15 protein-coding genes are annotated in these 13,000 nt (G+C 62.6%); 12 read left to right on the plus strand and 3 right to left on the minus strand.

Annotated features, from left to right (window positions below; genetic code table 11):
- Nucleotides 1–113: 113 nt before the first annotated feature.
- Together CWR53_RS14840 and CWR53_RS14845 are read right to left on the minus strand one after the other, a co-directional pair.
- Nucleotides 114–1,127: a GNAT family N-acetyltransferase gene (locus CWR53_RS14840; protein WP_100851950.1), complete on the minus strand. Its 1,014-nt coding sequence runs from the start codon at nucleotides 1,125–1,127 to the stop codon at nucleotides 114–116.
- A gap of 85 nt (nucleotides 1,128–1,212) precedes the next feature.
- Nucleotides 1,213–2,013, minus strand: a complete 801-nt coding sequence (locus CWR53_RS14845; RefSeq protein ID WP_100851951.1) for an ABC transporter substrate-binding protein — start codon at nucleotides 2,011–2,013, stop codon at nucleotides 1,213–1,215.
- A 170-nt stretch (nucleotides 2,014–2,183) separates the two neighbouring features.
- Here CWR53_RS14845 and CWR53_RS14850 point away from each other — a divergent pair, with 170 nt between their 5' ends.
- Together CWR53_RS14850 and CWR53_RS14855 are read left to right on the plus strand one after the other, a co-directional pair.
- A complete protein-coding gene (locus CWR53_RS14850) occupies nucleotides 2,184–2,729 on the plus strand; it encodes an exonuclease domain-containing protein (protein WP_100851952.1) in 546 nt (181 codons plus the stop codon).
- Nucleotides 2,730–2,819: 90 nt separating this feature from the next.
- Nucleotides 2,820–3,104, plus strand: a complete 285-nt coding sequence (locus CWR53_RS14855) for a pyrimidine/purine nucleoside phosphorylase (protein WP_058604821.1) — start codon at nucleotides 2,820–2,822, stop codon at nucleotides 3,102–3,104.
- A 71-nt stretch (nucleotides 3,105–3,175) separates the two neighbouring features.
- Here CWR53_RS14855 and CWR53_RS14860 read toward each other — a convergent pair whose 3' ends face one another.
- Entirely contained in the window at nucleotides 3,176–3,871 is a 696-nt protein-coding gene (locus CWR53_RS14860; protein ID WP_100851953.1) for an alpha/beta family hydrolase, read from the minus strand.
- Nucleotides 3,872–3,920: 49 nt separating this feature from the next.
- Here CWR53_RS14860 and ccoN (CWR53_RS14865) point away from each other — a divergent pair, with 49 nt between their 5' ends.
- The 10 genes from ccoN (CWR53_RS14865) (at nucleotide 3,921) to CWR53_RS14915 (ending at nucleotide 12,966) form a co-directional block, all read left to right on the plus strand.
- Nucleotides 3,921–5,345 (plus strand): cytochrome-c oxidase, cbb3-type subunit I, encoded by a 1,425-nt coding sequence (gene ccoN, locus CWR53_RS14865; protein ID WP_058604819.1) that lies wholly within the window; start codon nucleotides 3,921–3,923, stop codon nucleotides 5,343–5,345.
- A gap of 13 nt (nucleotides 5,346–5,358) precedes the next feature.
- The gene (gene ccoO / locus CWR53_RS14870) at nucleotides 5,359–5,967 is read left to right on the plus strand and encodes a cytochrome-c oxidase, cbb3-type subunit II (protein ID WP_058604818.1); all 609 of its coding nucleotides are present in this window, start codon (nucleotides 5,359–5,361) and stop codon (nucleotides 5,965–5,967) included.
- A 5-nt stretch (nucleotides 5,968–5,972) separates the two neighbouring features.
- Nucleotides 5,973–6,176: a cbb3-type cytochrome c oxidase subunit 3 gene (locus CWR53_RS14875; protein WP_058638571.1), complete on the plus strand. Its 204-nt coding sequence runs from the start codon at nucleotides 5,973–5,975 to the stop codon at nucleotides 6,174–6,176.
- Entirely contained in the window at nucleotides 6,173–7,114 is a 942-nt protein-coding gene (gene ccoP, locus CWR53_RS14880; protein WP_058638570.1) for a cytochrome-c oxidase, cbb3-type subunit III, read from the plus strand. The genes CWR53_RS14875 and ccoP (CWR53_RS14880) overlap by 4 nt, the downstream gene beginning before the upstream one ends.
- A gap of 367 nt (nucleotides 7,115–7,481) precedes the next feature.
- Nucleotides 7,482–8,924, plus strand: coding sequence for a cytochrome-c oxidase, cbb3-type subunit I (gene ccoN, locus CWR53_RS14890; protein WP_058604815.1), 1,443 nt, complete (start codon nucleotides 7,482–7,484; stop codon nucleotides 8,922–8,924).
- The gene (gene ccoO, locus CWR53_RS14895; protein WP_023535925.1) at nucleotides 8,924–9,532 is read left to right on the plus strand and encodes a cytochrome-c oxidase, cbb3-type subunit II; all 609 of its coding nucleotides are present in this window, start codon (nucleotides 8,924–8,926) and stop codon (nucleotides 9,530–9,532) included. Before ccoN (CWR53_RS14890) ends, ccoO (CWR53_RS14895) begins: the two co-directional genes overlap by 1 nt.
- Before the next feature lie 5 nt (nucleotides 9,533–9,537).
- Nucleotides 9,538–9,735, plus strand: a complete 198-nt coding sequence (locus CWR53_RS14900; protein WP_058604841.1) for a CcoQ/FixQ family Cbb3-type cytochrome c oxidase assembly chaperone — start codon at nucleotides 9,538–9,540, stop codon at nucleotides 9,733–9,735.
- On the plus strand, nucleotides 9,732–10,712 hold the full coding sequence (gene ccoP / locus CWR53_RS14905) for a cytochrome-c oxidase, cbb3-type subunit III (protein WP_100851954.1): 981 nt from the start codon (nucleotides 9,732–9,734) through the stop codon (nucleotides 10,710–10,712). Before CWR53_RS14900 ends, ccoP (CWR53_RS14905) begins: the two co-directional genes overlap by 4 nt.
- A gap of 299 nt (nucleotides 10,713–11,011) precedes the next feature.
- The gene (gene ccoG, locus CWR53_RS14910; RefSeq protein ID WP_100852662.1) at nucleotides 11,012–12,427 is read left to right on the plus strand and encodes a cytochrome c oxidase accessory protein CcoG; all 1,416 of its coding nucleotides are present in this window, start codon (nucleotides 11,012–11,014) and stop codon (nucleotides 12,425–12,427) included.
- A 14-nt stretch (nucleotides 12,428–12,441) separates the two neighbouring features.
- Nucleotides 12,442–12,966: a FixH family protein gene (locus tag CWR53_RS14915; RefSeq protein ID WP_058604812.1), complete on the plus strand. Its 525-nt coding sequence runs from the start codon at nucleotides 12,442–12,444 to the stop codon at nucleotides 12,964–12,966.
- Nucleotides 12,967–13,000: the final 34 nt, after the last annotated feature.

Below are 13,000 nucleotides of genomic sequence, written 5' to 3' on the forward strand. Positions count from 1 at the left end.
GATGTGAGCATTATAGCTAAATGCCAGGGAGCGGCCTTGCCGGGGCGCATCCGTAAAATCACTGGTTTCAAGTGCGAGGCCAGGTAGTCGTTTGACCGCCTTCAGTACCACACTCAAATCAAAGCACAACGATCAAAAAACCGCTCCCGCCCCAGAATCATCAGCGCAGCCCGCTTGTGCGGGAAGTCAAATTCCTTGTCGCAGTGAAAGCACTGGTCCTGCATGTAGCCGATCATCCGCGCATTGTCGGCACGCGGCTCGGCGACAACGCGCTGGGTGCGCGGGTCGTCCAGGAACAGGTAGTGCACCAGCGCGCAGAGCCAACTGGCGACCTTATGGGGGCCGCGGTGCTGTTGTTCGCCCACCAGCATGTGGATGCCTCGGTCATAATCGTCGGCCTGGTAGAACGGGGCGATGCGGTCTTCCTTGGCCCAATAGGCCTCGAAGTAGGCAAACGGCTGATCATCGAAGCAGCCGATCAGCGTGAGGGTATGGGGGTCCGCTTCGAGCTTGGCCAGGTACTCGCGGTGCTGCGCCAGGCTACCCCCTTCCTGCCAGAACGCCTCTACCCGCGGCTCGTTCTGCCAGCGGTTGAAGCGCTCAAGGTCGTGCTCGATGTCCAGGGTGCGCAGCGATACCCAGCTGCCCAGCCGCGCATCGAAGCGCCGGTACACTTCGCCTCGTGGCTTGGGCGCTCGCAGCGGGTGTCGTTTACCAGCGGTGATGCGCATCTGTTGCGGGTACACCGCGGTCTGCGCATCACCCAGCCACGGCTGAGGCAACTGCCAGAACAATGCCCGCTCGCACAAGTACTGCCCCGATTGCTCGCCGCTCACCAACAAGCCAGAGGCCAACGCCTGGGTGGGCACTTCATGCAGCTGCCAGGTCAACGTCTGGCAGGTGGCGTCCTGGGACAACAGCCAGTAGCACGCCGCCCACAGCGCCTGGTAGGGCCGCTGCGAGCAGACGTATTCCACCTGCACCACTGGAGTGCCGTGGATGTGCACACGCAAGGTGATCAAGGGTCGAGCTTCGAGCGACAGGCACAGCAAACCGTCGCGCTGCTCGGCGCTCAGGCTGCGCCAGCGTGGCGTGTAGGGGGTGTGCAAGGCGGCATCTGAGGGCATGGGTGATACTCGGTGACGTGAAAGAAAGGCTCACTCTGCAAGACGATGCCAGCTCCCCCGGATTTAGCCGCTGCCGTTGACGGGGCTACGGGCGCCCGGCAGTGACCGTGATGCCATAGGGTTCGAAAATGCGCGCCAGCTCGCCCCTCTCGCGCAGCGCCTGCAGCAACCCGGTGAAAGCAGTGGCTGACAACGGCCCGCCTGCGCGCAGCACGGCATAGTGGTGGTAGACCTGATCGATACGCCCCGATGCCGCCAGCCGGCCCTGACTGGAAGGGTTACGGGCCAGAAAGTCGGTGAGGTACGAGCGCGTCACCAGCGCGATGTCGGCGCGACCGGCCTGCACCATCAGCAGGTTGCTGTCGTGGGAGTAGGTCAAGGTAGCGTTGAAGGCTTTGCGCAGGTAGCTGGGGTCGGGATTGAACCCTGCAAAGGCATAGTGGTAGCCGTTGAACATGGCCAGGCGCTTGCCCTGCAGGTCATCCACATAGTGCGGGTCGGCCAGGCTGCTGGTACGCCCCACGAACACTTCGGCATCTTCAAGGCCCATGTCCACCGCCTCGTGCGGCACCTGCGCCCAACCCCATTGCGGGTTCTCGAACACCGCCATGTCGGTGCGGCCTTGCAGCAGGTCGCCAAAGCGTCGTTGCACCGAGGTGGGCACCAGCACAAAGCGATAACGGGGTTGCGACAGGTTCAGCGCGTCGATCAACTGCGCCAGCAGGCCAGTGCCCGCACCTTGCTCGGGACGCACGGTGTACGGCGGGAAATGAGCAGCCCCAACCCTGACCTCCACCCGCTCCACGGCCCGTGCCGACGGCGCCAGCCAGCAGGCGGCAGAAATAAACAGTGCGGACAGGACCTTGAGGCCGGGCGCTAGGGTCAAAACGAACACTCATCACATGCAAGAACGGAATCCGCTTACGCTAGGCGCTTTCCCGAGCGGGCACAACCGCCGGGTCGCGCTCTTTATGCCAAAGCAGGCGGCAAAATGCCAGGGGTGTCGGGTGGCAGGACTTTGGCTACGCTCAAGCAAGATTTGGAAGGGAGCCTGACATGGGCCGTTGGTTGGTGATCGACCTGGAAGCGACGACAGACGACGGCGGATGGCCGATCGCGGACATGGAAGTGATTGAAATCGGCGCGAGCCTGGTGACTGGCGAAGGCCGCGAGGTCGACCATTTTCAGCGTTTCGTGCGGCCACGCAGGCGGCCTCAGCTGACGCCGTTCTGCCGCGAGCTGACCCATATCAGCCAGGCGAACGTGGACTCGGCAGCCCCCTTTACCGAGGTGTGGCCCAGTTTCGAACGGTGGCTGGCGCACCATCAGGCGCAGTTGCAGGCCTGGGTCAGCTGGGGCGACTACGACCGTGTGCAATTGCTCCAGGAATGGCGGCAACATGGCCTGGACAGCACGCTGCGGGCACTGCCGCACATCAACCTCAAGCAGCGTTTTGCCAAGGCCCGTCACCTGCAGCGTCCCACCGGGCTCAACAGTGCCCTGCACATGGCCGGCATGCACTTTTGCGGCCAGCAGCACCGGGCCTTGGAAGACGCGCGCAACACCGCGCGCCTGCTGCCGTTGAGCCTGCCAAGCGGTTGACGGGCAGCGCCTTTCAAAGCGGATGACGGCGCCAGTGGCCTTGGGCATACTGGCCAGCCTTTTTGCCCTCTTCTGTTACTGGAGTCGCCCATGTTCAAGGTCAACGAGTACTTCAACGGCACCGTCAAGTCGATCGCTTTCACTGGCGAAGAAGGCCCGGCCACCGTCGGTGTGATGGCCCCTGGTGAATACGAGTTCGGCACGGCCAAGCGTGAAATCATGCACGTGGTCTCGGGCGCGCTGATCGTGAAGCTGCCAGGCAGCGACGCCTGGGAAACCTTCGCTGCTGGCACCCAGTTCAACGTGCCGGCCGACAGCAAGTTCCAACTGCAAGTCAAGGTCGAAACGGCCTACCTCTGCGAGTACCGCGACTAAGCCTGCCGCAGGCCGAGTACCTCCACTCGGCCGCCACCCTTGATGAGCGCGGGCCCGCTCACCGCGCATCGTCATTGCCCATTCAGAAAGCGCGCCACCTTGTCGGCCGCTGCCTGCAGGTGCTGTTCATGACTGAACCCGGAAGCCCTCAGGGGCTTTAGGTCATGATCGCCCGTCGCCAGCCACTGCACCTCGATCGCAGGTGACAAGGTGTACCGCTCGACCGCCTCCCGATTGCCCAAGGCATCGCGCTCACCCTGTACGACCAAGGTCGGGGTCTGCAACCCGGCCAGGTGTTCGACCCGTGGCTTTTCCGGCTTGCCTGCTGCATAGAACGGATAGCCCAGGCACACCAGTGCATCGGCTCCCAGCTCGTCGGCCACTAAGCTGGCCATGCGCCCACCCATCGACTTGCCGCCGATCGCCAACTTGCCCGCGACCAAGGGTCGCACCTGTTGATACACCTCGCGCCAGCATTGCAGCAAGGCAGGCTGCGGATTGGGTGGCCTTTTGCTGCCGCCGTGCCGACGCTGGGCCATGTACGGGAACTCGAAGCGCACCACGGCTACGCCACAGGCTGCAAGCCTTTGCGCCATTTGCTCCATGAACCCGCTGTCCATCGGCGCCCCGGCGCCATGGGCAAGGATCAGGCAGGTCCGATACGGCTCACCGTACACCCCGTGTTCAGGTGTGCAGTGCAAGCCTGGGACATTTCCGACCTTGGCCCATTGATCCCCGTCAATGCAGGCATTTTGCCCATTACTCATGCTTGCCTCGCTCTATAGCCTGCCAATAACCGTGGATGGGAACCCATACATGAACACAACCAGCAGTACCGCCTATAACTACAAGGTGGTCCGCCAATTCGCCATCATGACGGTGGTGTGGGGAATCGTCGGGATGGGGCTCGGCGTCTTCATCGCCGCCCAGCTTGCCTGGCCTTTCCTGAACCTCGATCTCCCCTGGACCAGCTTCGGCCGCCTGCGCCCACTGCATACCAATGCGGTGATTTTCGCGTTTGGCGGCTGTGCGCTTTTCGCCACCTCCTATTATTCGGTGCAACGCACCTGCCAGACCACCCTGTTCGCGCCACGCCTGGCCGCGTTCACCTTCTGGGGCTGGCAACTGGTGATTCTGCTGGCTGCCATCAGCCTGCCGCTGGGTTACACCAGCTCCAAGGAATACGCCGAACTGGAATGGCCGATCGACATCCTGATCACCATCGTGTGGGTGGCGTATGCCGTGGTGTTCTTCGGCACCCTGATGAAACGCAACACCAAGCACATCTATGTGGGCAACTGGTTCTTCGGCGGTTTCATCCTGACCGTGGCGATGCTGCACATCGTCAACAACCTGGAGCTGCCTGTCAGCCTGACCAAGTCCTACTCGGTCTACGCCGGGGCCACCGATGCCATGGTGCAGTGGTGGTACGGCCACAACGCCGTGGGCTTCTTCCTGACCGCAGGCTTCCTGGGCATGATGTACTACTACGTGCCCAAACAAGCCGAACGCCCGGTGTACTCCTATCGCCTGTCGATCGTGCACTTCTGGGCGCTGATCACCCTGTACATCTGGGCAGGCCCTCACCACCTGCACTACACCGCCCTGCCCGACTGGGCCCAATCGCTGGGCATGGTGATGTCGCTGGTGCTGCTGGCCCCAAGCTGGGGCGGCATGATCAACGGCATGATGACCCTGTCCGGCGCCTGGCACAAACTGCGCAGCGACCCCATCCTGCGCTTCCTGGTGGTCTCCCTGGCGTTCTACGGGATGTCCACCTTCGAAGGCCCGATGATGGCCATCAAGACTGTCAACGCCTTGTCCCACTATACCGACTGGACCATCGGCCACGTGCATGCCGGCGCCCTGGGCTGGGTAGCGATGATTTCCATCGGCGCCCTGTACCACACCATCCCCAAGGTCTTCGGCAAAGAGCGCATGTACAGCATCGGGCTGATCAACGCGCACTTCTGGCTGGCCACCATCGGCACCGTGCTCTACATCGCTTCGATGTGGGTCAACGGCATCGCCCAGGGCCTGATGTGGCGCGCTGTCAACAGCGACGGCACGCTCACCTACTCGTTCGTCGAAACCCTGGTGGCCAGCCACCCAGGCTTCGTCGTGCGCTTCGTCGGTGGCGCGATCTTCCTCAGCGGCATGTTCCTGATGGCCTGGAACACCTGGCGCACGGTGCGTTCGCCAGCGCTGGATACCGTCCCTGCGAACGCCCAGCTGGCTTGAGGAGACCTGCCTGATGAAACATGAAGTCATCGAGAAAAACGTCGGCCTGCTGGCCTTGCTGATGGTCTTCGCCGTCAGCATCGGCGGCCTTACCCAGATCGTCCCGTTGTTCTTCCAGGACGTAGCCAATACGCCGGTCGAGGGCATGAAGCCTTACACCGCGCTGCAACTCGAAGGCCGTGACATCTACATTCGCGAAGGCTGCGTGGGCTGCCACTCGCAGATGATCCGCCCGTTCCGCGCCGAGACCGAGCGCTACGGTCATTATTCGGTTGCCGGTGAAAGCGTGTGGGACCACCCGTTCCTGTGGGGCTCCAAGCGCACCGGGCCAGACCTGGCGCGGGTCGGCGGGCGCTACTCGGACGACTGGCACCGGGCGCACCTGTACAACCCGCGCAACGTGGTACCAGAGTCGAAGATGCCGTCGTATCCGTGGCTGGTGGCCGACCAGGTCGACAACAGCCACACCGACACCAAGATGCGCGTGCTGCGCACCCTGGGCGTGCCCTACACCGACGAAGACATTGCCGGCGCGCGCGAGGCGGTCAAGAACAAGACCGAGATGGACGCCCTGGTTGCCTACCTGCAGGTGCTGGGCACCTCGATCAAGAACAAGAGGTGAATGCGATGGAAATGGACATCGGCATGATCCGCGGCCTGGGCACCCTGGTGGTGTTGATCGCCTTCATCGGCTTGAGCCTGTGGGTATTCAACCGGCGCCGCGACCGGGACTTCGCCGAAGCGCGCCTGCTGCCCTTCGTCGACGACCGCCTGCCTTCTGTCGAGCAGGCACCTGAAACCCGTGCAGCTGCGAGGAGCAAAGCACAATGACCGCCTTCTGGAGTACCTACATCAGCGTACTGACCATCGGCAGCCTGATCGGCCTGACCTGGCTGTTGCTCGGCACCCGCAAGGGCCAGAGCAACAGCACGACCGACCAGACCATGGGGCACAGCTTCGATGGCATCGAGGAATACGACAACCCGCTGCCCAAGTGGTGGTTCTGGCTGTTCGTCGGCACCCTGGTCTTCAGCGCAGGCTACCTTGTGCTGTATCCGGGCCTTGGCAACTGGAAAGGCATCCTGCCGGGCTACGAGGATGGCTGGACCGGTGTCAACGAATGGCAGAAGGAGATGGACAAGGCTGACGCCAAGTTCGGCCCGATCTTCGCCAAGTACGCCGCCATGCCGGTGGAAGAAGTGGCCAAGGATCCGCAGGCACTGAAGATGGGCAGCCGCCTGTTCGCCTCCAACTGCTCGGTTTGCCACGGGTCCGATGCCAAGGGCGCCTATGGCTTTCCCAACCTGACCGACAACGACTGGCGCTGGGGCGGTGAGCCTGAAACGATCAAGGCGTCGATCATGAACGGCCGTCACGGCGTGATGCCGGCCTGGGCCGAGGTGATCGGTGAACAGGGCGTGTCGGATGTGGCAGCGTTCGTGCTGACCAACCTCGATGGGCGCAAGCTGCCCGAAGGCGTCAAGGCCGACCCGGTCAAGGGCAAGGAGCTGTTCGCGAGCAACTGCGTGGCCTGCCACGGACCTGAGGGCAAGGGCACCCCTGCCATGGGTGCGCCGGACCTGACCCACCCGCAGGCCTTCATCTATGGATCGAGCTTCGCCCAGCTGCAACAGACCATTCGTTATGGTCGCCAGGGCCAGATGCCTGCGCAAGCCGAGATCCAGGGCAATGACAAGGTGCACCTGCTGGCGGCCTACGTCTACAGCCTCTCGCAGGGCGATGCAGCCCAAGGCGTAACGGTCAAGTAACGCACTCTTCGTCTTCCTGCCCGCCCTACAGCGCCGCTTTAGCGGCGCTTTTCATTTGTGCGCCTCCAGCACCTCAGCCGGTTTGCGACACCCCACTTCACTCAGACACACCCTCCCGGTGCCCTGTCGCCAACTTTCCGGTCGCCCGAAAAAAGCCTGACCGTTCGATCAGAAAAAACCGAGAAACGGTACACATTACAAATATTTATTTGTGTACAATCCATCGCATCCCCCGTTCACTGCGTGCCATTGTCGAACAGGGCTGGACACGGGTCGGCGTACCAAAGTTGCGTTGCGGTAACCCAGGGGGTTTCCGATACTGATGCCGATTTCGACCAACAAGAACATAAAACCGTGGAACCTTAGAATGAGCACTGCAATCAGTTCGACTGCTTATAACTACAAGGTCGTCCGCCAGTTCGCCATCATGACGGTGGTGTGGGGGATCATCGGCATGGGCCTGGGCGTCTTCATCGCCTCGCAGCTCGTGTGGCCGCAGCTCAACCTGGACCTGCCCTGGACCAGCTTCGGCCGCCTGCGCCCGCTGCACACCAACCTGGTGATCTTCGCCTTCGGCGGTTGTGCATTGTTCGGCACCAGCTACTACGTGGTGCAGCGCACCTGCCAGGCCAGGCTGATCTCCGATCGCCTGGCGGCCTTCACCTTCTGGGGTTGGCAGGCCGTGATCGCCGGGGCCTTGGTCACGCTGCCCATGGGCTACACCACCACCAAGGAATACGCCGAACTGGAATGGCCGCTGGCGATCCTGCTGACCATTGTCTGGGTGGCCTACGGCGCGGTGTTCTTCGGCACCATCGTCAAGCGCAAGACCAAGCACATCTATGTCGGCAACTGGTTCTATGGGGCGTTCATCGTGGTCACCGCGATGCTGCACATCGTCAACCACATCTCGTTGCCGGTCAGCCTGTTCAAGTCGTATTCGGCCTATTCGGGCGCGACCGATGCCATGATCCAGTGGTGGTACGGCCACAATGCCGTCGGCTTCTTCCTGACCACGGGCTTCCTGGGCATGATGTACTACTTCGTACCCAAGCAGGCCGAGCGGCCGATCTATTCGTACCGCCTGTCCATCGTGCATTTCTGGGCGCTGATCACCCTGTACATCTGGGCAGGCCCGCACCACTTGCACTACACCGCCCTGCCGGACTGGGCGCAGTCGCTGGGCATGGTGATGTCGATCATCCTGCTGGCCCCAAGCTGGGGCGGCATGATCAACGGCATGATGACCCTCTCCGGAGCCTGGCACAAACTGCGCACCGACCCGATCCTGCGCTTTCTGGTGGTGTCACTGGCCTTCTACGGCATGTCCACCTTCGAAGGCCCGATGATGGCCATCAAGACCGTGAACTCGCTGTCGCACTACACCGACTGGACCATCGGCCATGTGCATGCCGGGGCCTTGGGCTGGGTCGCGATGATCTCCATCGGCGCCGTGTACCACATGATCCCGCGCCTGTACGGGCGTGAGCAGATGCACAGCATCGGCCTGATCAATGCTCACTTCTGGCTGGCGACCATCGGCACCGTGTTGTACATCGCCTCGATGTGGGTCAATGGCATTACCCAGGGGCTGATGTGGCGCGCCATCAACGACGACGGCACCCTCACCTACTCGTTCGTCGAAGCCCTGCAGGCCAGCCATCCGGGCTACATCGTTCGCGCGCTGGGCGGCGCGTTCTTCGCCAGCGGCATGCTGCTGATGGCCTACAACGTGTGGCGCACCGTGCGCGCGGCCAACCCGATTCAGGCTGAAGAAGCCGCCAAGATCGCTGTCGTGGGAGCGCACTGATGAAGCACGAAGCCGTAGAGAAGAACATCGGCCTGCTGGCCTTCTTCATGGTGATCGCCGTCAGCATTGGCGGGCTCACCCAGATCGTCCCCTTGTTCTTCCAGGACGTGACCAACCAGCCGGTCGAAGGCATGAAGCCGCGCACCGCACTGGAGCTCGAAGGCCGGGACATCTACATCCGCGAAGGGTGCGTGGGTTGTCATTCGCAGATGATCCGCCCGTTCCGGGCAGAAACCGAGCGCTACGGCCATTACTCGGTCGCCGGCGAAAGCGTCTGGGACCACCCGTTCCTGTGGGGCTCGAAGCGCACCGGCCCGGACTTGGCCCGGGTCGGTGGGCGCTACTCCGATGACTGGCACCGCGCCCACCTGTACAACCCGCGCAACGTGGTGCCGGAGTCGAAGATGCCGGCCTACCCGTGGCTGGTGGAAAACACCCTCGATGGCAAGGACACGGCGCGCAAGCTCCAGGTGCTGCGCACGCTCGGGGTGCCCTACACCGATGCCGACATCGCCGGCGCCCGGGACGCGGTCAAGGGCAAGACCGAAATGGACGCCCTGGTGGCGTACCTGCAAGGCCTTGGCACCCTCATCAAGAGCAAACGGTGACGGCGATGGATATTGGAATGATTCGCGGCCTGGGCACCGTGGTGGTGCTGGTGGCCTTCATCGGCCTGGCCCTGTGGGTGTTCAGCCCGCGGCGCAAGAAAGACTTCGACGAAGCGACCCAACTCCCCTTTGCCGATGACCCCCAGGCCCGCCAACACGTCGAGCACGCACAAGAAAAGGCATCCAGGAGCAAGAAACCATGACAACGTTCTGGAGTGTGTACGTCACCGTTTTGACCCTGGGCACCATCTTCGCCCTGACCTGGCTGCTGCTGTCCACCCGCAAGGGCCAGCGCGAGGAAACCACCAGCGAGACCGTCGGCCACGCGTTCGACGGCATCGAGGAGTACGACAACCCGCTGCCCAAGTGGTGGTTCTGGCTGTTCGTCGGCACTCTCTTCTTCGCCCTGGGCTATCTGGCCTTGTACCCGGGCCTGGGCAACTGGAAAGGCATCCTGCCCGGCTATGCGTACCTGGATAACGACAAGCAGGCCGAGTTCTCGGACGGTCAGGCCGGCTGGAGCGGTGTGCACGAATGGGAGAAGGAAATGGCCAAGGCCGACGCCCGGTTCGGGCCGATCTTCGCCAAGTTCGCAGCCATGCCCATCGAAGAGGTGGCCAAGGACCCGCAGGCCCTGAAGATGGGCGGTCGCCTGTTCGCCTCCAACTGCTCGGTCTGCCACGGCTCCGATGCCAAGGGTGCCTATGGTTTTCCCAATCTGACCGACAATGACTGGCGCTGGGGCGGCGAGCCGGAAACCATCAAGGCCTCGATCATGAACGGGCGCCACGGGGTCATGCCGGCGTGGGCCGAGGTGCTGGGCGAACAGGGCGTGGCCGATGTGGCCGCCTTCGTGCTCACCAACCTGGACGGTCGCCGTTTGCCGGAGGGCATCAATGCCGACCCAGCCAAGGGCAAGGCGATCTTTGCCAGCAGCTGCGTGGCCTGCCACGGGCCGGAGGGCAAGGGCACCCCGGCCATGGGCGCACCGAACCTGACGCACCCGCAGGCGTTCATCTATGGGTCGAGCTTTGCCCAGTTGCAGCAGACCATCCGCTACGGCCGCCAGGGGCAGATGCCGGCTCAGGCGCAGTTGCAGGGCAACGACCGGGTGCATCTGCTGGCCGCTTACGTGTACAGCCTCTCGCACATGCCAGAGGCAGGCGAGAAAGCCGAGTAAGGACGTTTTGGGTGGGCCGCTGGGAGCCAAGCAAGCGGGTGCGTAATGCGGTTGCGCTGACCCGCTGCGCAACCCGGTTGTTCAAACAGGCAGGCAACAAATGCGTCACCGCCTGACCTGGATCAATTGACACTTCCCATATCACGTTTCACAAGATCAACCCAATGCGGCCAAAGGTCGCACCTCGGTCTGAACGTCTGCCAGGGGCGTATCATGGCCGCGCAGCGCTAGCAGATTGCGCGAGACTGCGGCCGGCATGTACTGGCCGCGGCATTTCTCCACTGCCGTGGGACATGATGATGAGCAAGCATATTCCGGTACATGATGTAACCCCGCCTGCCAACACAGGAAAGGATTCCGTTGACCTCTACGCCTCGCGCGAAAAAATCTACACCCGTGCCTTCACCGGCCTGTTCAGACGCCTGCGCATGGTGGGCGGTGCGGTCTTGTTCTTGCTGTATTTCGGTACCGTCTGGCTGAACTGGGGCGGGCATCAGGCGGTGTGGTGGAACCTGCCGGAACGCAAGTTCTACATTTTCGGCGCAACCATCTGGCCCCAGGACTTCATCCTGCTGTCGGGCATTCTGATCGTGGCGGCATTCGGCCTGTTCTTCATCACCGTGTTTGCAGGTCGGGTTTGGTGCGGCTATACCTGCCCGCAGAGCGTGTGGACGTGGATCTACATGTGGTGCGAGAAGGTCACCGAAGGTGATCGCAACCAGCGAATGAAGCTGGACAAAGCGCCCATGAGCGCCAACAAGTTCGCCCGCAAGTTCGCCAAGCACAGCTTGTGGCTGCTGATCGGCTTCGTCACCGGCATGACCTTCGTCGGCTATTTCACCCCCATCCGCGAACTGGTGGTCGAGTTCTTCACGGGCCAGGCAGACGGCTGGGCCTACTTCTGGGTAGGTTTCTTCACCCTGGCCACCTATGGCAACGCCGGCTGGCTACGTGAGCAGGTGTGCGTGTACATGTGCCCCTACGCGCGCTTCCAGAGCGTGATGTTCGACAAGGACACGCTGATCGTGTCCTACGACCCGCGCCGTGGCGAGACCCGCGGGCCGCGCAAAAAAGACGTGGACTACAAGGCCAAGGGCCTGGGCGATTGCGTCGACTGCACCCTGTGCGTGCAGGTATGCCCCACGGGCATCGACATCCGCGATGGCCTGCAGATCGAGTGCATCGGCTGCGCCGCGTGCATCGACGCCTGCGACAGCATCATGGACAAGATGCACTACCCCAAAGGGCTGATCAGCTATACCACCGAGCACAACCTGTCCGGACAGAAGACCCACCTGCTGCGCCCTCGCCTGATCGGCTATGCCGTGGTGCTGCTGGTCATGATCATCGCCCTGGCCAGCGCCTTTGCCACCCGTTCGCTGGTAGGCCTGGACGTGAGCAAGGACCGCGTCCTGTACCGGGAGAATGCGCAGGGGCGCATCGAAAACGTGTATAGCCTCAAGGTCATGAACAAGGACCAGCGCGACCACGTCTACGTGCTCGATGCCACCGGCCTGCCCGACTTGATGCTTGATGGCTTACGGGAAATCCGCGTGGCCGCTGGCGACATCGTCAGCCTGCCCGTGCAACTGTCGGTGGCCCCGGAAAAACTGCCCTCGACCACCAACGAAATCACCTTCATCCTCAAGAGCGCCGATGACAGCGACGCCCAGGTTGAAGCCAAGAGCCGTTTCATCGGCCCGCAGATTCGCTAAGAAGGATGAACACCATGCCTGCCACCGCCGCCAGCCCCTGGTACAAGCACCTCTGGCCCTGGATCATCATCGGCATCCTGACCACCTCGGTGTGCCTGAGCCTGACCATGGTCAGCATCGCCGTGCGCAACCCGGACAACCTGGTGAACGACAACTACTACGAGGCCGGCAAGGGCATCAACCGCTCCCTGGACAGGGAGCTGCTGGCCCAGCAACTGGCGCTCAAGGCCAGCGTTCACCTGGACGACCTGACCGGTGAAGTAGACGTGCGCCTGACCGGCAGCAGCGACCCGCAGAAGCTTGAGCTGAACCTTATCTCCCCCACCCAACCGGCTATGGACCGCCGGGTGCTGCTCAGCCGTGTCGAACAGGGGCGCTATGTCGGCCAGCTGGAAGACAAGGTCGATGGCCGCCGCTTCGTCGAGCTGCTGGGCAGCGAAGGCGATCAGGTGTGGCGCCTGTTCGAAGAAGAGAAGGTTGAGCATGGCGTGACCCTGGAGCTGGGTGACGAGGCGCTGCAAGGCGCTCAACACCTGTGATCGTGCTCGCGGTCGACCTGTGCAAGGCAATGAT

It is taken from the genome of Pseudomonas sp. SGAir0191, assembly GCF_002812565.2.
GTDB lineage: Bacteria > Pseudomonadota > Gammaproteobacteria > Pseudomonadales > Pseudomonadaceae > Aquipseudomonas > Aquipseudomonas parafulva_B.